The 22,754-nt window shown below is 52.6% G+C and carries 23 protein-coding genes; 9 read left to right on the plus strand and 14 right to left on the minus strand.

Going from position 1 to position 22,754, the window contains the following annotated elements; translation table 11 throughout:
• Positions 1 to 222: 222 nt before the first annotated feature.
• Positions 223 to 918, plus strand: a complete 696-nt coding sequence (locus FCN78_RS14090) for a VC0807 family protein (protein ID WP_077658993.1) — start codon at positions 223 to 225, stop codon at positions 916 to 918.
• A gap of 64 nt (positions 919 to 982) precedes the next feature.
• Here the strand turns inward: FCN78_RS14090 and FCN78_RS14095 are convergent, their stop codons facing one another.
• Positions 983 to 1,198 (minus strand): TIGR02450 family Trp-rich protein, encoded by a 216-nt coding sequence (locus tag FCN78_RS14095; protein WP_077658992.1) that lies wholly within the window; start codon positions 1,196 to 1,198, stop codon positions 983 to 985.
• A gap of 306 nt (positions 1,199 to 1,504) precedes the next feature.
• Here FCN78_RS14095 and FCN78_RS14100 point away from each other — a divergent pair, with 306 nt between their 5' ends.
• From FCN78_RS14100 to FCN78_RS14115, 4 genes are read left to right on the plus strand one after another with little or no spacing between them, the layout of a single operon-like run.
• Positions 1,505 to 2,161, plus strand: coding sequence for a TetR/AcrR family transcriptional regulator (locus FCN78_RS14100; protein ID WP_077658991.1), 657 nt, complete (start codon positions 1,505 to 1,507; stop codon positions 2,159 to 2,161).
• Complete coding sequence (locus FCN78_RS14105) at positions 2,158 to 3,138, plus strand: HlyD family secretion protein (RefSeq protein WP_077599386.1); 981 nt, start codon at positions 2,158 to 2,160, stop codon at positions 3,136 to 3,138. Before FCN78_RS14100 ends, FCN78_RS14105 begins: the two co-directional genes overlap by 4 nt.
• Positions 3,131 to 4,087: an ABC transporter ATP-binding protein gene (locus FCN78_RS14110; protein WP_201258645.1), complete on the plus strand. Its 957-nt coding sequence runs from the start codon at positions 3,131 to 3,133 to the stop codon at positions 4,085 to 4,087. Before FCN78_RS14105 ends, FCN78_RS14110 begins: the two co-directional genes overlap by 8 nt.
• Positions 4,077 to 5,156, plus strand: coding sequence for an ABC transporter permease (locus FCN78_RS14115; protein ID WP_077578393.1), 1,080 nt, complete (start codon positions 4,077 to 4,079; stop codon positions 5,154 to 5,156). Before FCN78_RS14110 ends, FCN78_RS14115 begins: the two co-directional genes overlap by 11 nt.
• A gap of 149 nt (positions 5,157 to 5,305) precedes the next feature.
• Here the strand turns inward: FCN78_RS14115 and FCN78_RS14120 are convergent, their stop codons facing one another.
• The 6 genes from FCN78_RS14120 to FCN78_RS14145 all read right to left on the minus strand — a co-directional run bounded on the left by FCN78_RS14120 (position 5,306) and on the right by FCN78_RS14145 (position 10,403).
• The gene (locus FCN78_RS14120) at positions 5,306 to 5,839 is read right to left on the minus strand and encodes a DUF6817 domain-containing protein (protein WP_077659022.1); all 534 of its coding nucleotides are present in this window, start codon (positions 5,837 to 5,839) and stop codon (positions 5,306 to 5,308) included.
• A 212-nt stretch (positions 5,840 to 6,051) separates the two neighbouring features.
• Complete coding sequence (locus FCN78_RS14125) at positions 6,052 to 6,504, minus strand: hypothetical protein (RefSeq protein WP_131825429.1); 453 nt, start codon at positions 6,502 to 6,504, stop codon at positions 6,052 to 6,054.
• Positions 6,489 to 7,577 (minus strand): HigA family addiction module antitoxin, encoded by a 1,089-nt coding sequence (locus FCN78_RS14130; protein ID WP_077599384.1) that lies wholly within the window; start codon positions 7,575 to 7,577, stop codon positions 6,489 to 6,491. Before FCN78_RS14130 ends, FCN78_RS14125 begins: the two co-directional genes overlap by 16 nt.
• The gene (locus FCN78_RS14135; protein WP_077658990.1) at positions 7,567 to 7,869 is read right to left on the minus strand and encodes a type II toxin-antitoxin system RelE/ParE family toxin; all 303 of its coding nucleotides are present in this window, start codon (positions 7,867 to 7,869) and stop codon (positions 7,567 to 7,569) included. The genes FCN78_RS14130 and FCN78_RS14135 overlap by 11 nt, the downstream gene beginning before the upstream one ends.
• A gap of 510 nt (positions 7,870 to 8,379) precedes the next feature.
• Positions 8,380 to 9,216, minus strand: a complete 837-nt coding sequence (gene fghA / locus FCN78_RS14140; RefSeq protein WP_077658989.1) for an S-formylglutathione hydrolase — start codon at positions 9,214 to 9,216, stop codon at positions 8,380 to 8,382.
• Between the two features lie 38 nt (positions 9,217 to 9,254).
• A complete protein-coding gene (locus FCN78_RS14145) occupies positions 9,255 to 10,403 on the minus strand; it encodes an S-(hydroxymethyl)glutathione dehydrogenase/class III alcohol dehydrogenase (RefSeq protein ID WP_077520672.1) in 1,149 nt (382 codons plus the stop codon).
• Positions 10,404 to 10,545: 142 nt separating this feature from the next.
• On the opposite strand from FCN78_RS14145, the gene FCN78_RS14150 reads away from it, so the two are divergent.
• Complete coding sequence (locus FCN78_RS14150; RefSeq protein ID WP_077658988.1) at positions 10,546 to 11,442, plus strand: LysR family transcriptional regulator; 897 nt, start codon at positions 10,546 to 10,548, stop codon at positions 11,440 to 11,442.
• A gap of 81 nt (positions 11,443 to 11,523) precedes the next feature.
• Here the strand turns inward: FCN78_RS14150 and FCN78_RS14155 are convergent, their stop codons facing one another.
• From FCN78_RS14155 to FCN78_RS14170, 4 genes are all read right to left on the minus strand, one after another.
• Entirely contained in the window at positions 11,524 to 13,128 is a 1,605-nt protein-coding gene (locus FCN78_RS14155; protein ID WP_077658987.1) for a methyl-accepting chemotaxis protein, read from the minus strand.
• Positions 13,129 to 13,294: 166 nt separating this feature from the next.
• Positions 13,295 to 14,332, minus strand: coding sequence for a DUF2955 domain-containing protein (locus tag FCN78_RS14160; RefSeq protein ID WP_069362292.1), 1,038 nt, complete (start codon positions 14,330 to 14,332; stop codon positions 13,295 to 13,297).
• A gap of 12 nt (positions 14,333 to 14,344) precedes the next feature.
• Positions 14,345 to 15,403: an HlyD family secretion protein gene (locus FCN78_RS14165; RefSeq protein ID WP_077658986.1), complete on the minus strand. Its 1,059-nt coding sequence runs from the start codon at positions 15,401 to 15,403 to the stop codon at positions 14,345 to 14,347.
• A 22-nt stretch (positions 15,404 to 15,425) separates the two neighbouring features.
• Complete coding sequence (locus tag FCN78_RS14170) at positions 15,426 to 15,902, minus strand: MarR family winged helix-turn-helix transcriptional regulator (protein WP_077457238.1); 477 nt, start codon at positions 15,900 to 15,902, stop codon at positions 15,426 to 15,428.
• Between the two features lie 203 nt (positions 15,903 to 16,105).
• On the opposite strand from FCN78_RS14170, the gene FCN78_RS14175 reads away from it, so the two are divergent.
• Complete coding sequence (locus FCN78_RS14175) at positions 16,106 to 17,395, plus strand: alpha/beta fold hydrolase (protein ID WP_077658985.1); 1,290 nt, start codon at positions 16,106 to 16,108, stop codon at positions 17,393 to 17,395.
• 417 nt (positions 17,396 to 17,812) lie between these two features.
• Positions 17,813 to 19,207, plus strand: coding sequence for a H(+)/Cl(-) exchange transporter ClcA (clcA, locus tag FCN78_RS14180; protein WP_077457242.1), 1,395 nt, complete (start codon positions 17,813 to 17,815; stop codon positions 19,205 to 19,207).
• Here the strand turns inward: clcA and FCN78_RS14185 are convergent.
• On the minus strand, positions 19,201 to 19,887 hold the full coding sequence (locus tag FCN78_RS14185; protein ID WP_131825564.1) for a substrate-binding periplasmic protein: 687 nt from the start codon (positions 19,885 to 19,887) through the stop codon (positions 19,201 to 19,203). The two genes, clcA and FCN78_RS14185, sit on opposite strands and share 7 nt — an antisense overlap.
• 97 nt (positions 19,888 to 19,984) lie before the next feature.
• Positions 19,985 to 20,509, minus strand: coding sequence for a TetR/AcrR family transcriptional regulator (locus tag FCN78_RS14190; RefSeq protein ID WP_077658983.1), 525 nt, complete (start codon positions 20,507 to 20,509; stop codon positions 19,985 to 19,987).
• A 102-nt stretch (positions 20,510 to 20,611) separates the two neighbouring features.
• On the opposite strand from FCN78_RS14190, the gene FCN78_RS14195 reads away from it, so the two are divergent.
• Positions 20,612 to 21,133, plus strand: coding sequence for an HPP family protein (locus tag FCN78_RS14195; RefSeq protein WP_077658982.1), 522 nt, complete (start codon positions 20,612 to 20,614; stop codon positions 21,131 to 21,133).
• 331 nt (positions 21,134 to 21,464) lie between these two features.
• On the opposite strand, the gene FCN78_RS14200 is transcribed toward FCN78_RS14195, so the two are convergent.
• Positions 21,465 to 22,652, minus strand: a complete 1,188-nt coding sequence (locus FCN78_RS14200; RefSeq protein WP_069362280.1) for an acetate kinase — start codon at positions 22,650 to 22,652, stop codon at positions 21,465 to 21,467.
• Positions 22,653 to 22,754 lie beyond the last annotated feature (102 nt).

Genomic DNA, 22,754 nt, shown 5'->3' on the forward strand with positions numbered 1-22,754 from the left:
TAGATGGGGATGTGAGAATAAAGGCAGGGCTCTCGCCAAGAAGCATTGCCCAGTGGCCCTGAAGAGGGGGTTACCTTTAACCGCTCACTGGCATTGCTTCCTTGGGTTTCACACATAGTTACACAACGGTGCGCTTTTGCGCTTTACATCGATCGCGGGTCGATGAACACTGCTTGGCAGAGTATAATGGCAACCGATATCACCTAGAGTTAGTCACACATTATGAGCAATACCACCGCGAAAAAGCCGAGTCCCTTGTTTGAAATCCTGTTCAACGTTTTCATCCCCTCGATCATCTTGATGAAGTTGAGCGGCGATGAATACCTAGGTACAGCCACGGCACTGGTCGTCGCTTTGGCCTTTCCTCTCGCTTACGGCGGGATGGATCTGGTCCGTAACCAGAAATTCAATTTTATCGCAGCGCTGGGCTTTGTCAGCGTGTTACTGACAGGCGGGATTGGCCTACTCGAGCTCGATACCCGTTGGTTAGCCTTAAAAGAGGCGTTGATCCCCGGCATTATTGGCTTGGCGGTGTTAGGGTCAACCTTTACCCGCTACCCACTGATGCAGAAGTTAATACTGAATGACACCGTGCTCAACCTCTCGTTGATCAATCAACGTTTAAAAGAGAGCGGGCAATCCGCCGCCTTTGAGCGGTGTTTGATGTGGTCAAACTATCTGTTCGCCAGCACCTTTGTGTTCTCATCGGCGATGAACTACTTCCTTGCCACGTGGATTGTCACCAGCCCTGCCGGCACGCCCGCGTTTAATGAAGAGTTAGGCAAGATGACGCTGTACAGCTACCCGATGATTGCTATCCCTAGCATGTTGATGATGTTCGGCATCTTTTACTACATATGGCGTCAGATACGCGCGATGACAGCGCTAGAAACAGAGCAAATCTTCCACCTGAAATAACAAACGCCACGCGCGATGTTCAGAACAGATCAAAAAAAGGGAGGATAGCCTCCTCCCTTTAATATCACTTCCACCCTTGACGCCACTTCTTGTCACTTTTGAGCTCACGCCAGTCTATCGGATATTCTTTTTTCGACATCACTGACTCGAGCACGCATAACACCACCACACCGTCTTCATCATACTCAACGTCAGAGACCAAAAAGTGCTTCTCGCGATTAATGGGTTTGACCGCCGTCCACTTGCTATTGCGTAACTTGGCTGGATTGATTTGGTTCACGACTGCCCCGTTAGATACTGCTTCGGTTAAAAATAACGATCTCCATTACGAACGTGGTTCGGTTTGGTTCAATGGCTGGGGTTGGTGTAACTCGTGCACACGCTCATGCGTGGGAACGAGAAAAAACGCCGGTCCGCTTTGGTCGGCCGACCGGCTGCACCGCGAAAACCTTGTGCGGGCCTGACCGGACGCAAGCGCCTGAAGGACTGATCGTTTTCGCCGGCCTTCTGCAAGGCCGGCCTGCACCCAATCCGCCCGGCCATTTCTTCTTGACATAATTAATTAAACGATTTATTAATTAATTCTATGAACAGAAAAACACCAGGAACCAGGCAGGGCGAGCGGACACCGGGCCGCCCCTGCGGCGACTCGAACATCCGCGAGCGGTTGCTTGAAGTAGCGCTGCGCGAGTTTTCCACGCACGGTTTTCGCGGCGTCTCGGTAACCGTCATCGCGAAGGAAGCAGGTGCGACGCCGGCGATGATCCACTACTACTTCGGCAACAAACAGGATCTCTACGAAGCGGTGCTGCAGCACGCGCTCGGGCCCATCCTCGCCCAGCTCGAAGCCGCACGCTCAGATCCGCCCGTGGATGAGGACTTACTGCCGCGCTTCATTCAAGGCTATATGCGGCTGCTTGCCGAGAATCCGGCCGTGCCATCGCTGATCGTGCGCGACGTGCTCTCGCCCGGCGGTCAGATGCGCGAGACATTTCTGAAGGGGTTCGCCAGCCGCGGCGGTAGCGGCGTGCGCGACTTAGTCAAGCGAGCCCAGAAGCTGGGAAAGCTCAGGGCCGATCTCGATCCCGACCTGGCCACGCTATCGCTGTTGAGTATGGCCGTCTTTCCTTTTGTCGGCCAACCGATAGCGGGACAAGTGCTCGACTACAGCCTGGCGCCGGAGCGGATCGAAGTGCTGGCCGAACACACCCTTAATCTCTTCTACAAGGGAGCAAGCACATGACTTTGGTATCCAAGACTTGTGCTCAGGCCATGCTGATGCTGCTGGTGTTGACCGGCTGCAATGGCGATCCTGCCTACCCTGTGGTCGGCACGCTCGAGCGCGACCGCATCGCCCTCGCCGCGGAGATGGCCGAGCCCGTGGTAAAGATTCACGTGCGCGAAGGCCAGCAGGTGAACGCCGGGACGGTTCTGGTCGAACTCGATCCGCATCGGGCCCGAGCCGAACTAGCGCAACTGGAGGCCGCTGCTGACCGAAGCCGCCGCCGGCTCGACGAACTGCTGCGCGGCCCGCGACAGGAAACCATTGAAGAGGCTCGGGCGCGCCTCACCGCCGCCGAGTCCGGCCTGGCCACGGCCCGACAGGAATTGCAGCGTGTCCAGCGCCTAGCGGAGCAAAACCTGGCCAGCGGGAGCCAGCTCGACAGCGCGACAAACGCCCGCGACCAGGCCCAGGGAGAATACGATGCCACACGAGCCGCGCTGGCGACCCTGGTCGAAGGCACCACGATAGAGGAACTCGATCAGGCCCGCGCCGCGGTGCGCGAGGCCGAAGCCGCGGTACAACGCCAGCATCTCAACCTCGAACGACTCTCCGTAACCGCGCCGCGCAAGGCGCGCGTGGAGGCCCTGCCTTTCGAACTGGGGGAGACGCCGCGCGTGGGTGAATCCCTGGCTCTGCTTCGCGCGATCGACCAGCCGCCCTACGCACGTGTTTATGTCCCCGCCGAACTGCATGGCCGGTTCAGCCCAGGCGAGACGGTGCGGGTGCGAATCGACGGCCACGGTGAGCGGACCGGGAAAGTCCGCTATCTGGCCACGGATGCGGCCTATACGCCTTACTACGCCTTGACCGAACACGATGCCGGCCGCCTGAGCTATCTGGCCGAAATCGACTTGGAGAACGCAGCAGAGCTTCCTAGCGGCATTCCGGTGCGCGCCGTCGCGCCCGCTAAACCGAGCGGAGTCGGCGATGAATGATGTTATCGCCATCGACGCCAAGGGGCTGACCAAGCGCTTCGGAGCGCTGACAGCGGTCGACGACGTCAACCTGCAGATCCCCGAGGCAGCGATCTATGGCTTCCTCGGGCCCAACGGGTCGGGCAAGTCGACCATTATTCGCATGCTTTGCGGGTTATTGACGCCCACATCGGGGGAGGTCGAAGTGCTCGGGTTTCGTGTCCCCGGGCAGGCCGAGGAGGTGAAGCTGCACATCGGCTACATGACGCAGACGTTTTCGCTCTACGAAGACCTGACCGTGGAAGAGAACCTACGCTTCCTGGCCGCCATCTACAACCTGCCGCGCCGCGATCTAAAGCAACGCATTGACAGTGCGCTAGAACGGTATTGGCTGAGCGACCGACGCAAGCAGTTCGCCGGCACCATGAGCGGCGGGCAGAAGCAGCGTCTGGCGCTGGCCGGCGCGACACTACATCGACCGCGCCTGCTGATCCTCGACGAACCGACCTCAGCGGTGGATCCGCAAAGCCGTCGCGATTTCTGGGACATCCTGTTCGACCTGGTCGACCAAGGCACGACCGTACTGGTGTCCACGCACTATATGGACGAGGCCGAGCGCTGCCACAATCTCGCCATCCTGGATCAGGGCCGTCTCGTCGCCCAAGGCCGGCCGCGCGACCTGATCCGCGACATCGCCGCCGGTGTCGTCGAAATCGAGACCGATACCCCCCAGCGCGTCCGCGAGTGCCTGGAAGGCACCGACGGTGTCCAAAGTGTCGCCCAGCTCGGGACGCGGCTGCACGCGCTGACCGACATACGAATCGTCGATCCGGCCGGGCTGATCCGGGATGCGCTCGCCAATGCGGAGATCGCCGGAGACGTCGAGAACGTCGTCGCCAACCTGGAGGACGTCTTCGTCGCCTCCACGCGCTTGAATGGCCACAAGCGGGGCAAGGCCGATGCTGAGTAGACTTTTCGCCATCGCCAGCAAGGAAGTGCGCCAGCTCAGGCGCGACCGCCTGACCTTCGGCATGATCATCGGCGTGCCGTTGCTGCAGATCCTGTTGTTCGGCTTTGCCATCGACCTCGACGTGCGCAACGTCAACGCCGCCGTGTCTGATCACGCCAACACAAGTCTGTCGAGACAAGTCATTGCCGCCACCGAGGCCAGCCAGATCGTGAAAATCACGCAATCGGCCGCCGGCCCGGAGGAACTCGAAGCGCTGCTGGATGCCGGCGAGATCGATGTCGGGATCTATATTCCGCACGATTTCGAGCGACGACTGATCGATGGCAATCGCCCGGCCGGACAGCTTTTGATCAATGGCTCGGACCCGACCGTAGAGGGCATCGTCCGAAGGTTGGGCAGCATGCCCCTGCCGGGGCAGCGACAACCGCCCAACCTATTCGAGTCGCGTACCTACTACAACCCCGAGGGCCGCTCACCGGTCAATATCGTGCCAGCGCTGATCGGTGTGATCCTTCACCTGACCATGGTGCTCTTCACCGCCATCGCCATCGTGCGGGAGCGCGAACGCGGCAACCTCGAGTTGCTGATCACCACGCCGGTGAAGTCTGCAGAATTGATGCTCGGAAAGATCGTTCCCTACGTACTGATCGGGCTCATCCAGGTCACGCTGATCCTCTGGGTCAGCCAGTACCTCTTCGACGTTCCCGTACGCGGGCGCGTCATCGATCTCTACCTAGCTTCGGTCATTTTCATCCTGGCCACGCTGGCGCTCGGTCTTTTCGTCTCCACCCTCGCGAAGACCCAATTCCAGGCGACCCAGCTGACGATCTTCACCTTCCTGCCATCCATATTGCTGTCGGGCTTCATGTTCCCGTTCGACGGTATGCCGAGGCTGGCGCAGTGGATCGGCGAAGTGATTCCACTGACCCATTACATACGACTGTCGCGCGGAATTCTGCTTCGTGGCGCCGACTTGTCCCAACTGCATTCCGAAATCTGGCCGCTGCTAGCCTTCTTCGGGGTATTCCTGGTGCTGGCGACACTGCGCTTCAACAAGCAGCTTGACTAGTAGGCATGCGGCTGAGCGCGACCTAATTAGCCGCATGGCCCACAAGGGAAACGCATGAACATCCGCGTTTATGAAAGGGTTCCCAGCCCGGTCGCTAGGTACTCTTTAACTCGTTCCCAGGCCCCTGCGTGGGAATGAGAAAATAATCGTCATCCAAAGCTCGCCAAAGCTGACTTATAGGCCTTTCTAGCCTCATCGCTTAAAAAGCGATCCATGCTCTGAAACAACGCCCAAAGCTCAGCGCCGTGCTGAAGCTTAAAATCATTGCTGCTGTATACGAGCTCTAGTTCGTTAGCGACCGTTAACTCACAGAACAGTCTCGTCGTCTCGCTTTCGAGTTTGAAACATGATCCGCGAAACCTACCTTTAAACTCTATCTCAGCCCTTTGAGCGAATTGAGGAAAAAAATAGTCTCGATCACATGAACAATATAAATAGACTAACGCTTCTTCTTCCCGACCAATCACCTGTGCGATTTCTTGGCGCTGTTCCAGTGAAACCATTTTCTCATCGAAACCCGCCGTACCATACGCTGCATGAAAAAGGCCTGCCGTTTGAAGCAACTCGCCTCTACCCCAACTGGCTAAAAGGCTCGCCGTTCCTTTTAAATGCGATTCCAATGACCCATTGAGATGTTGAAAGTCTCCTGCACCAAGTTGTTGAAGAGCCCTAAATTGGTCCATAAACCGAGTTCCCTGTACCAGGTCATAGTTGACGGTTTGTTTAACATAGCGTTTTTTCCTTTCCCTCGCTCTTGCGTGGGAACGAGAAAGGTGCCCGACGCAGAGCATACCTATGCGCATTCGAGCTATTTACTAAATCAAGCAACGGACTTGTTCACCACCCAAATACAGTGTCGGCCGCGCGACACTTATTCTTGTTTGTTATATGCTGACTACTTTACAAATCCATGCTCCTTTAAGCAGTCGTTTACTTCATCAAGTGTCGGCAACATTGCACACTCTTCTGCTTGCCATTTAGTTTCACTCACTGTATCGATTATTATAAATGCGCTAATAATCAAACAGACGCCACCAACAAACGAAGAAAAAACTTTTACGTTGGGGCTGCCGAAATACGCAGATATTGAGCCAAATACAAACCCAAAGCAGTAATAACCTGCTTCGAAATACGGGTCTTTCGAAATGACATCTTCGAATGTAGTCTTACCGAAGAACGCATCTTGGAAGTCAAAAAGTCCTTTTGATAATATAGCTAAACCTACGATGAAAAATGCCTTATTCATAAATGCCCTGTGTGCATATAACACGCCATGCGCAGCGGCCGGTTTGTTGCGCGCAGCGTGAAAAATCGGTCCGACTGACGCACTTGTTAAGCTTTCTTCCACTTAAACCTAATTCTGTGATGATGCGCTGTGTGGGGGAGCAAACCGTCAAACTGCAAACGACCAGTGACAATCCCGGGGAAGATTCCAACTTTATTGGCAAACTTTTCAATAGAAGATCTTCTAAAATCGCATGCCGAGACGAAATTTTCATATTCTTTTTTAGGAATTAGTGTCTCTTGCGCAAAAAGATCAGCCTCTTCCTCTTGCTTCATATATTGTCTGTCGCTTCGGCCGTTTTCTAGAAATGTGGCCCTTTTATCGTGAAACAATATATGTCCTATTTCGTGCATCAAACTAAACCAAAAAATATCAGACCAGCTGCCTCTAAGTGACATCATTATTACTGCTTTATTTTTTTCTATCCAAAAAGTGGCGCCCGTTGTATATGTTTTTGGAAAGTGTGGTATCAAAACCAAAGCTACACCGCAACTAGCTAACAAACTGCTAAGCTTATCAAGCATGACGTTGGGATCTGCCTCAAAGGTAAGAGCTTTAATATCAGTCAAGCATCTATTTAATTTTGCAAGATCAAGCTCATTTACCTCTTTCCCAGACGCAATAATATGACCCGCTCTCAACCATGCCGCCAAGGCTTCATGAGAAGTACTATCTTTTTCAACTTGTCTAAATGCAGGTGCGTATTCCTTTACTTCTCCTATATTAAACAGAGAAGAAACGCCGAAAAATTTTCTTAGCTCCTTCACTCTATCTATTTTGCTTTGGGTTTTCTGGACCAAACCCAACTTAGACAGTTCCAAGTAGGGATAAGAAGAAACTACATCAATCTCCTCTTCAGCCTTCTTCTCGTCAACTTTTTTAGCAATCACCAATCGATAGCTGGATTCCAAATTGCTCCAGACATGGGCAGGCACACCCACAACCTGCTCAAGCTGTAGTGCAGTTTCCGAAGTAATTGCTTTATCACCCTTCAAGATCTCGTTGATAGCTTGAGCTGGGCGCCCCATCCGACGAGCTAGCTCCGCCTGACTGACTCCCATTTCCTCGAGCACTTCCTCCAGATACTCACCGGGTGGGATAGCTAAATCTGACATATGTGCTTGTTCAGTCATCATAGTGTTTGCTCACTTCTTCAATCATCACAACATTCAAATAGTCGCCATCCACAGTAAAGATCAGCCTATAGAAGCCCGTCAGCTTGACCGCATATTGTCCCTGGCGTTTCCCTTTTAGGGCATGGCACCTAAGACCGGGCAAGGCTATAAGGTCATCCAGGGTCTCCGTCGCTTGAATGATCTGGATACGTTGAATGTATTTCCGAGCGACCTGATCACCGAATTCTTTAACCGCCTGTTTTTGATCGTTAAAACACTTCTCTAACTTTTTCTTGCGGAACTCGACTTTCAAAACAAGGCACCCTAAGGATAGCAAAACCTAGCGCAATCTTCACCCCAAAGGTGAACACCACACCCTAAAATTATCGATTGGTCGACACGATCGACACGAAAGGGAAGGCCGCTTGGGCCATAGAGGGATGCGCTTAACATTGTATTAGTGCGCATGCGCGTTTACCCAAAATCGTTATACGCACTCTTAACTTAATAACTGACTGTTATAAATATAATTTATTGCATCTCATGCATATCTCTTTTCCGCAAAAGTGTGCATCCCGTCTATTCCTACTCGGGTGTTCACACTATCCCCAAGCGTTAAACTGTAACCATGCATTCACCACGCTACCGCCGATCAGTTTTCGGCACCTAACACGCCATTTATTGGCTATTTTGCGAGTAGTGTATCAAGCGCTGTTTTGCTTTTCGTGCGCTATTGTCCAAAGTGTTAGCCAAACCATGTTTTGTGAAATGGGTACAAAAAAAGCGGCCTGGGTGGCCGCTTGGGTCTCGACGTGGTTTGTACCTACCGCGCAAAGCGGGTGGCGTGGAAGGCGAGGTGTTCATCAATAAAGGTACTGATGAAAAAGTAGCTGTGGTCGTAGCCGGGTTGCATGCGCAAGGTCAGCGGGGAGTTGTGTTTCTCGGCCGCTTGTTTCAGGGCTTGCGGGTTTAGTTGCTCGGCCAAAAAGCCGTCTTTATCGCCTTGGTCCACCAGCATCGGCATGGCGGTGGGGCCTTGGGCGAGTAATACGGTGGCATCGTAGGCTTGCCATGTTTGTTCGTCATCGCCTAAATAGGCGCTAAAGGCCTGTTTGCCCCACGGGCACTCGGTGGGATGACAAATCGGGCTGAACGCGGAAATGCTGCTGTAGCGTGAGGGGTTACGCAAACCAATCACTAACGCGCCGTGGCCGCCCATGCTGTGTCCAGCAATCGCGCGCTGGTTGTTGACCGCAAAGTGCGATTCAATCAGCTCCGGCAGTTCGTAAGCAACGTAGTCATACATCTGGTAGTGCGACTGCCACGGCGCTTGGGTGGCATTCACATAAAACCCCGCCCCTTGGCCGAGATCGTATTGGTTGGCGTCCGCCACGCCCTCACCGCGCGGGCTGGTGTCCGGTGCCACAATCGCCATGCCCAAGGTGGCGGCTTGTTTAAACGCGCCGGCCTTTTGCATAAAGTTTTCGTCGGTGCAGGTCAGGCCCGAGAGCCAATAAAGCACCGGCACAGGTTGTTCTTTCGCTTTCTCTGGTAGAAAGATCGCAAAGGTCATTTTGCCGTTGGTGGTGCTTGAGTCATGCTGCCAACGTTGGTGCCAACCGCCTGCGACTTTGTTTTCGCTTATTTTTTCTAGTTGCATGGTTATCTTACCGCCGCGTTGCCACGGCGGCCGTCCTGTTATTGGTCCATGTGGATCACGCTGCGAATGCTTTTGCCTTCGTGCATCAGTTCAAAGGCGCGGTTTACTTCATCAAGGCCCATGGTGTAGCTAATAAATTCTTGCAGGCCAAACTCACCATCGAGGTAGCGCTCGACAATGCCGGGCAGCTCTGAGCGGCCTTTTACCCCACCAAACGCCGAGCCTTTCCAGACGCGCCCTGTCACCAGCTGGAACGGACGGGTGGAAATCTCTTGGCCTGCGCCAGCAACACCAATGATCACTGACTCGCCCCAGCCTTTGTGGCAGCATTCCAGCGCTTGGCGCATCACATCCACATTGCCGATACATTCGAACGAGTAATCAACCCCGCCGTCAGTCATCTCCACAATCACTTGCTGGATAGGTTTGTCGTGGTCTTGCGGGTTAATCACATCGGTGGCACCCAGCTGCTTGGCAAGGGTGAACTTGCTTTCATTGATATCAATGCCAATGATGCGGCTCGCGCCGGCCATACGGGCACCGATGATCGCTGACAGGCCAATGCCACCTAAACCGAAAATCGCCACCGTGTCGCCTTTTTCTACTTTGGCAGTGTTCATCACCGCGCCCATGCCAGTGGTCACGCCACAGCCGAGCAAGCAAACTTCGTCTAGCGGCGCGGCTTTGCTCACTTTCGCCAGTGAGATCTCAGGCAATACGGTGTATTCCGAGAAGGTCGAGCAGCCCATGTAGTGGAAAATGGTCTCGCCGTTGATAGAAAAGCGTGAGGTGCCGTCAGGCATCAAGCCTTTGCCTTGGGTTTCACGCACTGCGCCACACAGGTTGGTTTTGCCAGATTGGCAGAATTTACACTCACCACATTCGGCGGTGTAAAGCGGGATCACATGGTCGCCCACTTCCACGCTGGTGACGCCCTCGCCGACCATTTCAACAATCCCGCCGCCTTCGTGGCCGAGAATCGAGGGAAAGACGCCTTCAGGATCGTCGCCCGATAAGGTGAACGCATCGGTATGGCACACACCGGTAGCGACGATTCTGACCAACACCTCACCCGGCTTAGGCAGTTCAACGTCGACCTCTTCCATTTTCAGTGGCTGGCCTGGCCCCCAGGCAACCGCGGCTTTAGATTTGATATGTGTTTGTCCTGGCTGGATGGTTAGTGCCATTGAAGGTTCCTTTCTGTGCTTGTTAATTGCGTACCTGACTATGCTAACCAAGTTAGATTTAGTTATAATCCCGCAAATTTGAAAATTATTATTTCACTCACGTAATAATGTATATACGTGAATAATGACAGGATAGACAACAATGGCGCCCCATTGGGAAGGACTTAACGAATTTTTATCCGTCGCCGAGCATGGCAGCTTCACCCAAGCGGCCAATAAACTCGATACCACTGTGGTGTCAGTCAGTCGCCGGGTGGCTGCGCTCGAGGCGTATTTAGGGGTGAAGCTGTTTCATCGTACTACGCGGAAGGTGTCGTTAACCGATGAGGGTGAGCTCTATTATCAACGCTGCCGACCGCTGATCGCGGCGTTGGTGGATGCCGAACAAACCATTACCCAGGCGCAGTCGTTACCTGCCGGGCAAATTCGTGTCACCGCACCGGTAAACTTTGGTGAGCAATATATCGCCCCACTGCTCGCACCATTTATGGTGGCGTATCCGCAAGTGGCGGTGGATTTACATTTGACTAATCGGCGAGTGGATATGACAGATACTGGCACCGATGTGGCGATCCGTATTGGCCATTTACCCGACTCAAGCCTTAAAGCCAAGCGACTGGGCTCACGGCAGTTAACCATTTGCGCCAGTCCAGGTTACTTGGCCTTAAATGGCCGCCCCGACTCGCCCAGTGCGCTGAGTCGCCACAGCTGTTTAGTGGGATCAAACGAGCATTGGCACTACCAAAGCGGCGGCAAAGTGCGCACGTTAACCGTGTCAGGCCGATTGCGCTGCAATTCAGGCGTCGCATTGCTCAATGCCGCCAAGCACGGTTTAGGCTTGGCGCAACTGCCGCATTATTACGTGCAACCCGCGTTGGCAAGCGGCGAGTTAGAAGAAGTATTAACCGATTATCGGGTAGACGATGAGGGCATTTGGGCGCTGTATCCAAGTGGGCGTCAATTACAACCCAAGATAGCCGCCTGGCTGGCATATCTTGCCGAGCACTTACCCGCCCAGCAGCTACGAACAGGTGTTTAGTAACCTCTGCTTTTTTGATGATTAAGCAAAAAAATCGCCAGCACAGGGCTGGCGATAAAGGTTACCAGGGTACACGCTGAATTAGTCGCGCGCCGCCCGCAATGTGTTCTCGGTGGGTTTAATTGCCGAGATTTTAAATGCGCCGACATGGTGGTCCAAGGTGCGCGCCAAACCGGCCAAGTCTTGGCTGCTGGCTTCTAAACTATGGCTATCATCCAGCCCGGCTTGCGCCGCTTGGTTAACCGTATCCATATTAACGTTGATTTCATTGGCCACGCTCGATTGCTCTTCGGTCGCCGTCGCCACATGGGTGTTCATATCCAAGATGGTGCTGACTTGCGTGGCAATGCTTTCCAGTGCGGTCAGTGCTTGCTCAGTAGCACGGTTACCTTCGGTGGTCAGCGCTTTGCTGGTATCCATGGCATCAACCGCATTTTTCGCTTCTTGCTGAAGCTGATCAATGGTTGATTGAATTTCTTCGGTCGATTGCGAGGTTTTAGTCGCCAGGCTGCGCACTTCGTCAGCCACTACCGCAAAGCCACGTCCCGCTTCGCCCGCGCGTGCTGCCTCAATGGCGGCGTTCAAGGCAAGCAAGTTCGTTTGCTCGGAGATCCCGCGAATTACATCCAGAATCGACACAATCGACTGAGTTCGATCGGCCAGTGAGGTGATCACCGTCGACATATTGTCCATCTCGGTGTCGAGCTGGTTAATCGTCGCGGTTGCTTCGGCCAAGGTTTGTTTACCGGCTTCGGTTTCATTGTTCGCCGACGAGGCGGAATCTGCCGCATTCGAGGCGCTTTGTGAGATCTCATTGATGGTAGCAATCATCTCATTCATTGAGGTGACCACCAGCAAGGCTTGTTCGCTTTGCGACTCGCCACGTTTCAGTGAGTGTGCCGCTTTATCACGCAGCGATTCAGCCGAACGTCCCAGCTCTTCACCGGTTTCCACCACATTGGCGATGATTTGATCGATTTTTTCCACAAAGGTATTAAACGCCACCGAAATCCGGGTAATTTCGTTGTTACCAGTGACAGGCAAGCGCACCGTTAAATCGCCATCGCCTTTAGAGATATCAGTCAGCGCATCCTCGAGGCCTTTTAGTGGCGCGAATAAACGGCCTAATAGCCATACCAACACCAGGGTACAACCGACAAAAATCAAGCCAATCGCGGTAAGCTGGGCAATGGCGATACCATTAGCAGCGCTGTCTACCTCAGTAATCGGGATGCCAACATCAAATGCGCCCCACAAGCGGCCATCAACGTAAACCGGCATCATGATGTCGTACACCCATACATCTTGCACATCGGCATACCAGCGAGAATGCTGCGGCTGGCCTTGGCCAGCACCCGCGACGGTATAGTTATCGCTATACACCTTGCCAAGCTTTTGGGTGTCGCTGTGGGCAATGGCTTTGATGTTTTTATCAATCATCACCGCATAGCTGATGTCGTCGCGACCTTTAAGATCCGACACCATGTCTTGTAAATCGGCGGTGGGAGTAGAAGAGTTTTCTAAAATGTATTCAGCACGATCAGCCAGGAGCTCAGCCTGTGCTTGCGAACGCTTGAGAATAATGTTGTCAATCTCGTCATGCGAGATAAAGGTGGTTGCGGTGATACTGGCAATTGCCGCAACGGCAAACATGGCGCATACCACGATCAGGATGAGTTTTTTCACTTCGCTGACTTCCTATCTGTGCATCATAACAGCCATGGAGCATAGCGACAGGTCGGAGGAGAAACAAGCGATACCTCGCAAAAGTCAAATTAGGATGAGATGTTTACCGCAAAAATAATCATTATTAATTGACTAAAGCGAGGAACATATTCAGTCGTTCATACGCTTACGCGGCACCAAACCGGGTCGCGGAAAAGCAATTAAGCAGCTTGTGCACCATAAAACACAACATCAAGGTGAGCACGATAGCCACCAGATTGCTACTCACTCTGTATAAGGCATCATACATAAAGTCTTGGTTGGGACTTAAGTATTGCCCGAATAAGATCCCAAGCGTAGCCATGGCACCAAACCCCACACCTGAGCCCCCGGCCTCTTTTAAGTGGGCTTTGGCAAACAGCATGGTGCCTATCCATAGCAGCGGGATCACTAAAATCAGCACGTTAAACCAATCATATAATATTACTTGGCAGCCAATGCCGTAGGCGACGCCGAGCACTGTGCCTATCGCCCGTTTTCGTGCATAGCTGAGCGAGCCATTCCAGTGCATCGGAAACAGCAACAACACAGTGGTGGCTTGCGCTGAAATCGAATCGCGCAAGTCAAATAACTGAAAGATGAAAAACGAGACCGTCGCCAAGGTCGCGCCCATTAGCGCTTCGTGGCGCATCCGATGCGATTGTTTTCCCCCTGCCGGAGCAGCAGGCGGCTGACGCGGCGTGACATCGGGAATTAACCAGGTGACGAGATACGCCACCGCGACCGATAACACATTGGCGCCCAGGTTACCGAAGATTAAGGTGTTAATGGGCAAATCGGGATAGCTGGCAAAGTGCAGCATAATGCTCAGGCTTAACACGCTGTTGGCGCCAAAGAGAAAAAAGCGCCCTTTGGACATACAGGCAAATTTGTAGGTGAAGAGCAAGAACACCAGCGGTGTCATTAGCCCAGGGTGTGCACCAAACAATCCCCCTAGCAGCCCGACCTCTATCCCACTGATCACCGCGGAGGCGAGCAATTGCCGTGCCGCGCGACCGTTAATCACGGGGACAAGGCCAAGCAACAACATCGGCGTGACAGTAAAAAACACCCCGAAGCTAAAACCGAAAAACTTACACACCGCAAAACCGAGCGTCGCACCTGTGGCAATGCGCGCGCACTGGCGCACATCGTTATCGCTTAAGGGGTGATGCCATAACCTCATCGTCAGCTCCCCTTAGTAGATGTAGTGCAGCATACTCAAAAAGCCGACTTGCGCGCTGGCCAGCCACTGCGTCACCGCGCTTTCAGGCATTATCTGAACCGTGGCGCGTGCGCCTGTTGGCAAGGCGTGATCAGGCCATTCGTCGAGTTGAATGTGTAAACGTATCCGCTGTGCATCACGCACCCAGCGGTTGGAGTTTGAAGGCGACGCCAGTTGCCCATTGGCGTCGATTTGCCCGGCACTGACCCCGGCGTCAACACTGCTCACATGTCCCGCGTACAGTTTGCCCGGCTCGCTATCAAATGTGACATTCACTGCGGTGCCCGTCTGTACATCGCGTACACTTTTTTCACGAAAATCGGCAATCACATCGGCGCGCTCAGACACCAAGGCCATCAGCGGTTTACCCGCACTGGCATACGCCCCCACATCCAGCTGCAAGTTCGTCACCACCCCATCATGGCTGGCTTTAACGGTAGTGTAGGATTGATTCAATTGCGCTTTTTTTAACTTACTCAGCGCCACTTGTTCAGCGATATTGCTGGCACCATCGCCACCGCGTTGGATCTGGAGGGCACTCACACGCGCTTTCGCCGCTTCCCATTTGGCGCGAGCGGTATTAGCGGCGCTGATCGCATCATCACGCTGCTGCTGGGAGACACCATTTTTGGCAAACAAGGCTTTTAAACGTTTCGCTTCACGCGCTTTTTGTGCCAATACTGATGCCAATGCTGAGACATCTTCCCGCGCAGCCATCAATGAGGCATCCAACTGGGCGTTCGTTTGTCTCGCCTGGGCCAGGGCGAGCTTGGCTTGGTCGACGGCGATGCGATAAGGCGCACGTTCAATTTTAAATAGTACATCGCCTTTTTGAACGCGCTGGTTGTTTTCTACTGCCAAGGCGCTAACCGGCCCACTGACTTGCGGGGCCACTTTGGTCACGGTGCGCGTGACCATCGCGTGAGGCGTCAGTGGCATCAGGTTATCGGCCGCCAAAAAGTAGCCAAAAATCAAAACAAAACTGAGGGCGGCCACTTTTACCCAACGCGCAAACTTTTCATCTGGTGTCATTCGTCTTTCTTACCTCTATTACTTATTGTTCTGTGCCGTGGTCATCTGTGGTGGTGGCGGTATAGTCCATCGCATTTTGATTAATAGTGACTAACACCCGCTCCAAGGCATCAAAATCTTCGGCCGCGATACCCGAGAGCAAGTGCTTGCGCACCCGCAATACCCGCGCTTCAATGCGTGACATCAGCTCACTGCCACTGGCGGTGACATGCACGGTTCGGGTGCGCTTATCCTCAGGCGAGCAGCGCCGTGTGATCAGCCCCTGCGCTTCCAAATGCTTCAAGGTGCGCATTAGCGAGCCCAATTCAATTTCCAGCGCCAGTGCCAATTCACTTTGGCTGATGCCATCCCCCAGCCGGCGCAACATCCAAAGCGCACTCCAGCGCGGATAGCTCAGCCCCAGAGGTTCAAGCTCTGAATTCGCCACACGGCGCCATAATCGCGCCGTGCGCCCTAAGTGCTCAGCGATAGACATGTGTTCGGGATTGGGCGATGTCATCGAGTTTTCCTTCCATCGTGAAAATACTTAGCAGGCTAAGTAATACCAGCCAGGTACTATAAAATAGTTAGCAGGCTAAGTAAATAGAAAAGTGATGTTCATCACAAAAAAGTGACAGGCTGGCTGAGGGAAACGTGCTCGCTGCTCCCCGCCATCTCTGGTAATCTATCGTGCGTCATCTTTTTGTTTGTAAAGGAATTACCATGCAAGATCTGTGGGATCGCCACCTCCGTTATCGCAGCCATCATGTTGATGTACCGCTGGATCATAGTGACGTTGATAGCCCCTCAATCTCGATTTTCGCCCGTGAAGTGGTGGATACGCGTAAAAATGAACAAGACTTACCCTGGCTGGTGTATTTCCAAGGTGGTCCTGGCATGGAGTCACCTCGCCCTAATGGTGCGAGCGGTTGGTTAAAACGGGCACTAGACGATTACCGCGTGTTGTTGCTCGACCAACGCGGCACGGGCTTAAGCTCGCCGGTGAATCACCAAACGCTTGCCCACCTCACAGCCGCCGAGCAAGCGGACTACCTGAGCCATTTTCGTGCCGATAGCATCGTGAAAGACGCCGAGTGTTTGCGTGAGGCGTTAGGTATCAAGCAATGGGCGATCCTCGGTCAAAGCTTTGGTGGGTTCTGTGCGCTCACCTATTTATCTTTCTTTCCGCAATCGCTATCGCGCGCGTTTGTCACCGGCGGTATTCCGCCGATTGAAGGGCATGCCGATAGGGTGTACCAAAAAACCTATCAGCGGGTGGAAGACAAGAACCAGCAGTTTTTCGCTCAGTTCCCCGATGCACAAGCCCGCTGCCACGAGATTGCCCAGTATTTGCAAAACAATGCGGTGACGCTGCCAAACGGTCAGCCGTTTACGGTGGAGCAGTTCCAGACCATTGGCCTAAATCTCGGCCGCGGTCATGCGGGGCTGCCGCTTTATTATTTATTGGAACGAGCCTTTATTGAGGTGAATGGCGAGCGTGTGCTGAGCTATCCATTCCTTGATGCGATGCAGGCAGAACAAGGGTATTTAACCAACCCTTTCTACGCTATTTTGCATGAATCGATTTACTGCCAGCAGCAGGCCTCGCAGTGGTCAGCACATCGAGTACGCGATCAGTTCCCGCAGTTCCACTACCAGCCCGACCAGCCTTTCCGCTTTACCGGTGAAATGGTCTATCCATGGATGTTTGATCAACTCGCCACGCTCAAGCCACTCAAAGACGCCGCCATGTTACTGGCGGAAAAAACCGATTGGCCGGCGCTTTATGATCTCGAGGCACTCAAGCACAACACGGTGCCGCTCGCCTGTGCCACCTATGTGGATGATATGTTTGTCGAGTTCGATTATTCCCGTCAAACCTTGGCGAAGATTGCTAACAGCCAAGCGTGGATGACTAACGAGTACGAGCACAATGGCATTGGCGTCGATGGCGAGCGTATTTTGGATCGCTTAATCGATATCGGCGATAACCTAGCTGCCCTTCATGGTTAATGACGTCTTACTTTAGCGATGATGACGGCCATGCCTTAACGACTCAGGCATGGCCACACCGCTGTCTACTCTTCGATCAGGTCAGAGCAGAAATTTTCAGCGCAACAAACTGTGATCTAATTCAAATCAATTATTGGCGCTGATAAAGCTGATACGCTAGTTGTTAATACGGTGCACACCGGTTAAACGTATAAAAATGTTCGCTTACGACTGTCTCATTAATATATCGCTTACTCCCGCGGGTTTTGTCTTTATCACTAGACAATGAGGCATCTGTCAAGCGCTTGCATGTTCCGTTAATTGGCGTAGTATAAATGCGTTCTCTCAGGGAACAGGACGTTCCCAGCACGATGTTGGCGTAGGAAGTCGTGCCACCGTACATCGTCACTTTTCTTTTCACACTTTGCGTTCACACAGATGAAAATTGTAAGTAAAACAGGCAAGAAGAGAGCCATCTTTTACAAATCTAGTGTTTTCTTTGATAAATTATGGTCTCGCGATAAAACGCCCGTTTCTATCCTTTTACTCGCGGTAGTCATTGGCTTTTTAGGTGGCGTGGTGGTCACCCTTTTCGAACTCGCCATCCATTCACTGTCTCAATCCAGAACCGACTGGCTAGACAGCAATATCAGCTCGATGCTCCCTTTAGGCGTGCTCGCGTTTCTCATTAGCGCAGGACTCGCCTTGGTCGGCTATTGGCTTGTCCATCGTTTTGCCCCTGAAGCGGCAGGGTCTGGTATCCCAGAAGTTGAGGGCGCGATGGAAGGCATTCGCCCCTCACGGTGGTGGCGAGTTATCCCGGTGAAATTTTTTGGCGGTTTAGGCGCGTTGGGCTCGGGGATGATTCTCGGCCGCGAAGGCCCGAGTGTGCAAATTGGTGCCAATATTGGCCGAATGGTCACCGACACCTGCCGCATCAAAGACAGAAACAGTAATCAAACACTGCTGGCCTCCGGGGCCGCAGCGGGGCTGGCGGCCGCTTTTAACGCACCACTGGCGGCGATCATGTTTGTGGTTGAGGAGATGCGACCGCAATTTCGCTATACCTTGATTTCAATTAAAGCGGTAATTATCGCCGCAATTGTCGCGGACATTGTTTTTCGGTATATCAATGGCCAAGAGGCGGTGATCGTGCTGCCACAATATGAAACCCCACCGCTCATTTCTCTTTGGTTCTTTCTCGCCCTCGGTTGCTGCTTCGGCGTGTTTGGCGTGTTGTTTAACTTTTTGATTATTCGCTTTCAGGATTTTTTCCAGCGCTTTTATCAAAAAAGCCAAACACGGATCTGGCTAGTCGGTGCCACCTTAGGTGGCTTTTTTGGTCTGCTACTTATCTACGCCCCTGAGCTGACCCATGGCGGGATTAACTTGGTGCCGGACTTCGTCACCCTCAATTATTCAATCAGTGCCCTGCTGTTTATCTTTATGGCGCGCACATTACTGACAGTGATTTGCTTTAGCTCGGGTGCGCCTGGGGGCATTTTTGCGCCCATGCTGGCGCTAGGCACCTTGTTAGGCACTGTTTATGGGTTAGTGGTTGCCAATATGTACCCAGAAATGGGCATAGAGCCGGGGATGTTTGCCATTGCTGGCATGGGTGCCTTATTTGCGGCCACGGTGCGCGCGCCGATTACCGGTATTTTGTTGGTGATTGAAATGACCAACAACTATTATCTGATTTTGCCGTTAATCATCACCACCCTCGGTGCCACCTTGGTCGCACAGTTGCTGGGCGGACAACCGATTTATACAGAACTATTGCGTCGTAAAGTGCGCGAGCAAAAGCTGCGGATAGAAAACGCGTCTCAATAAGTGGCGCCATGTTTTTCGAGTAAAGCAGCCATTTCACCGCTCTTTTTCATTTTACCTATGCTGGCGTCCAATCGCTCAAGAAGTGCCTGATGCCGCTGATGAATCGCAAAATAGATGGGGATGGACTCGATAGGGTTATCCCCCATGCGCACATTAGTTAGTTGCTCTTTTTCAATAATGCTTGCCACGCCCACATAAGCCACCATGGCTTGTACCCGATTGCTATTGACCATATTCAACGCTGCGCGCTCACTCCTCGCACCGACCATTTCCCACTGGTACTTATCCGCGATCATTTGCGCTACTTGGTCACCAATCACTCCCACTACACGTTGATAGTCTTGAGGGTTGCCAACATATGTATGGCCAAACAGGTGATAACCGACGGAAAACAGTGATTCACTCGGATAAAGCGCCTGAGGCGTGTCCTGGTAGACCAACCGCGTGCGTCCAAAATCAATATCAATGATCCCTTTAGCCAGTGCATTCTCTGCCCGCGCTAACGGCATTTCTATCCAAGCGAGTTCGATTTGTGGGTCAACCGAGTCAAAAACCCGCTCGACGATCGCTTTGGTCGCGGATGACATTGCACCCGTATGATCGCGATATGCAACAGTGAGTGTGTTTGCCAGTCCACTCAACGGCAACCAGCAAACCATTAATATCCACCATCTCGTCACAGTGCCACCTCAAATCGTTTTCGCACTCTTAGAGATTAGAAGACGGAAAAGGCGACGTCCATATGCAACACGTGACGCTGTCACGAAGCATCGGTAGCTATGCACTCGAGAGAGGCTGTAATATCTTCAGACACGACGCGCGACTGGGTAACTCACCAAATTCGGCGCGCACGATCAGCCCCTCTAATAACGTCATCACGGTGTCGACATCCTCAGACCCGACAATGCCTTCAATCATATTGCGAATTTTGCGCTTATGCGCTTTGGCAATCGCTGTAACTTGGCTGTCTGTACTGCTCTTAAATTCTCCAATCGCGTGCATAAACATACAACCTTTGAAGTCGTCTTGTTTAAACCACGCCAGATGCCAATCCAGTAAAGCCGTCAATTGGGCATCTTTATCCTGATGCGCATCAATAGCCTGCTGCAGCCCTTGTTCAAATCTTGTATGGCGCGCTTGCAGTACAGCCTCAATCAAGGCCGACTTAGCGCCAAAGTGCCGGTACATTGAGGTCTTTGAGACCGCGGCTTCATCACGGATTTTGTCGACGCCCACTGCGGTGTAACCAAACTGATTAAATAACGACTCGGCCACCGCCAAGATGTGATCGCGTTTGCTCATCATGCTCTCCAAAAAAGACTTGTCATAAAGTGTACCGATCTGTACTCTTTAAAACAATGTGTACAGATCGGTACACTTTATTCGACCATTGAAGGAGCAACTATGAAACGACTAAAAGGTGGCGGTGCGTTACCGCCTAAACCCACTTGGGTTCAACTGACAAAAGGCTTACTGGGTGGATTTTTTGGCATTCTCACCTTAGCTGTGCTGAATCAAACCACTGGCGTGCCGTGGCTGATGGCTCCCTTTGGCGCAACCTGTGTGATTTTATTTGCAGCACCTCAATCACCACTCGCGCAGCCGAGAAATGTGATTGTGGGTCACTTACTGACCGCCAGTGTGGGGTTGGCGATGCTGTATGGCGTAGGAAGTGAGAGTTGGATGATCGCACTAGCAGTTGGCCTTGCGATTATGCTGATGCAAGCCTGCCGTGCCGTTCACCCACCGGCAGGAGCGAATCCACTGGTAATCATGCTAGCGGGGACTCAGGTGGTAGGCATCGATTATTTGTTTACGCCCGTGCTCGCAGGCAGTGTCGCACTGGTAACCATTGCAGCAGTGATCAACAACCTCGGTGAACCACATCATTGGCCTGTGTATTGGCATGGGATCAAGCGGGGCTAAAAGAACTCGGTTCCTGAGTCGTACAAGGCTGAGGAACCCATCCCCTCACTAATGAAGCAAATAGCCTGAAAGGGTTAACCACACCCCTAGCGCGAACGCGCCACCGAGAATCAGGGCTTCCAATAAATAAGCCTTAATCACACTATATAATTTCATACCTAACCAATCTTTTTTATCTTTCGGGTATCAAATCAAAAAACGATGCACTTTGTCCATCATTATATACAAAAAGCGCTATATCGGATCATATAAGGCTTGATAGAGATTGATTTTTAGGCATAAAAAAAGCGAGCCACGAAGCTCGCTTCATTAACAGAGGAAGAGACGACAATCAGGCCATTGCCATGGCTTGTTGTGCGATCACCAGCTCTTCGTTGGTTGGGATCACCAGTGCTAGCGGTGACGCTTGGGTGGTGATTTGTCCTGCGGCACCAAAACGCGCGGCGGCGTTAGCCTCGGCATCGGCTTGATAACCGAAAATCGCGAGTTCTTTTAGGATCATTTCCCGCACTGGCAGTGAGTTCTCGCCAATTCCACCTGTGAAAACAATCGCATCCAAGCGAGATAAAGGCACCATGTAACTTGCGATGTATTTCGCAACGCGATAAGCAAACATTTCTAGCGCTAGTTGTGCGCCTTTGTGACCCTGCTCTGCCGCGTCGACCAAGCCTCGACAATCGTTCGTCAATTCCGACACGCCGAGCAAACCGGCTTTATCGATCAGTTCATGATGGATTTCATCGGTACTCAGGCCTTTTTTGGAGAGAAACTCAAGAATAGATGGGTCGATATCGCCACAGCGTGTGCCCATCATTAAGCCCGCCAATGGCGTAAAGCCCATGCTGGTATCGACACTTTGACCGTCTTTGACCGCACACAAAGAGGCCCCGTTGCCAAGGTGTACGGTGATTACGTTGGTTTGCTCAGGCGCTTGATTGAGCCATTTTGCCGCTTCACGACTCACGAAGTAGTGGCTGGTGCCGTGGAAGCCGTAGCGGCGAATACCATAATCGTTATAAAGCTGACGCGAGATCGCGTAATGATACGCTTTTTCCGGCATGGTTTGATGGAATGCGGTGTCGAAAACCGCCACTTGCGGCAAGCTTGGGAAGGCTTGGCGTGCCGCTTTAATGCCCACCACATGCGCGGGATTATGCAAGGGCGCCAAGGCTTTTAGCGCATCAATTTGCCCCAAAACGGCATCGTCAATCAAGGTGGCCTGGCTGAAGGTTTCACCACCATGTACCACGCGATGCCCAACGGCCTGCAGCTTATCACTTAATTGGTTGCTTTCGATAAGGCCCACAATGATATCCATGGCCTCTTGATGGTGGTTGCTTCCTGCACTTAAGGTTTTCTCAGTTTTTTCGCCGTCGACTTTCCAGCTCATCCGCGCGTCATCGCGCCCAAAGCATTCTCCAGCGCCGGAAATCACCGCGTCGCCAGTTTGCGCATCCATCAGTGCAAACTTTAACGACGAGCTACCTGAATTAATAACGAGTACCAGTGCATCACTCATAGGGTTACCTTATTGGCAGAATTAGGATAACGGCTCACGGCCGTCACCCCATTATTAAAATATTTTTGAACAATTCAACTCTCGTTATAGTGATAGCATACT

The organism is Salinivibrio kushneri (genome assembly GCF_005280275.1).
Classification (GTDB): domain Bacteria; phylum Pseudomonadota; class Gammaproteobacteria; order Enterobacterales; family Vibrionaceae; genus Salinivibrio; species Salinivibrio kushneri.

What these genes read in the sequence shown, in the direction of transcription:
- FCN78_RS14090 (WP_077658993.1), top strand. Translation starts at nt 223, where the DNA reads ATGAGCAATACCACCGCGAAAAAGCCGAGTCCCTTGTTTGAAATCCTG.
- FCN78_RS14100 (WP_077658991.1), top strand. Translation starts at nt 1,505, where the DNA reads ATGAACAGAAAAACACCAGGAACCAGGCAGGGCGAGCGGACACCGGGC.
- FCN78_RS14105 (WP_077599386.1), top strand. Translation starts at nt 2,158, where the DNA reads ATGACTTTGGTATCCAAGACTTGTGCTCAGGCCATGCTGATGCTGCTG.
- FCN78_RS14110 (WP_201258645.1), top strand. Translation starts at nt 3,131, where the DNA reads ATGAATGATGTTATCGCCATCGACGCCAAGGGGCTGACCAAGCGCTTC.
- FCN78_RS14115 (WP_077578393.1), top strand. Translation starts at nt 4,077, where the DNA reads ATGCTGAGTAGACTTTTCGCCATCGCCAGCAAGGAAGTGCGCCAGCTC.
- FCN78_RS14120 (WP_077659022.1), bottom strand. Translation starts at nt 5,839, where the DNA reads ATGGACCAATTTAGGGCTCTTCAACAACTTGGTGCAGGAGACTTTCAA.
- FCN78_RS14130 (WP_077599384.1), bottom strand. Translation starts at nt 7,577, where the DNA reads ATGATGACTGAACAAGCACATATGTCAGATTTAGCTATCCCACCCGGT.
- fghA (WP_077658989.1), bottom strand. Translation starts at nt 9,216, where the DNA reads ATGCAACTAGAAAAAATAAGCGAAAACAAAGTCGCAGGCGGTTGGCAC.
- FCN78_RS14145 (WP_077520672.1), bottom strand. Translation starts at nt 10,403, where the DNA reads ATGGCACTAACCATCCAGCCAGGACAAACACATATCAAATCTAAAGCC.
- FCN78_RS14150 (WP_077658988.1), top strand. Translation starts at nt 10,546, where the DNA reads ATGGCGCCCCATTGGGAAGGACTTAACGAATTTTTATCCGTCGCCGAG.
- FCN78_RS14160 (WP_069362292.1), bottom strand. Translation starts at nt 14,332, where the DNA reads ATGAGGTTATGGCATCACCCCTTAAGCGATAACGATGTGCGCCAGTGC.
- FCN78_RS14165 (WP_077658986.1), bottom strand. Translation starts at nt 15,403, where the DNA reads ATGACACCAGATGAAAAGTTTGCGCGTTGGGTAAAAGTGGCCGCCCTC.
- FCN78_RS14170 (WP_077457238.1), bottom strand. Translation starts at nt 15,902, where the DNA reads ATGACATCGCCCAATCCCGAACACATGTCTATCGCTGAGCACTTAGGG.
- FCN78_RS14175 (WP_077658985.1), top strand. Translation starts at nt 16,106, where the DNA reads ATGCAAGATCTGTGGGATCGCCACCTCCGTTATCGCAGCCATCATGTT.
- clcA (WP_077457242.1), top strand. Translation starts at nt 17,813, where the DNA reads ATGAAAATTGTAAGTAAAACAGGCAAGAAGAGAGCCATCTTTTACAAA.
- FCN78_RS14190 (WP_077658983.1), bottom strand. Translation starts at nt 20,509, where the DNA reads ATGAGCAAACGCGATCACATCTTGGCGGTGGCCGAGTCGTTATTTAAT.
- FCN78_RS14195 (WP_077658982.1), top strand. Translation starts at nt 20,612, where the DNA reads ATGAAACGACTAAAAGGTGGCGGTGCGTTACCGCCTAAACCCACTTGG.
- FCN78_RS14200 (WP_069362280.1), bottom strand. Translation starts at nt 22,652, where the DNA reads ATGAGTGATGCACTGGTACTCGTTATTAATTCAGGTAGCTCGTCGTTA.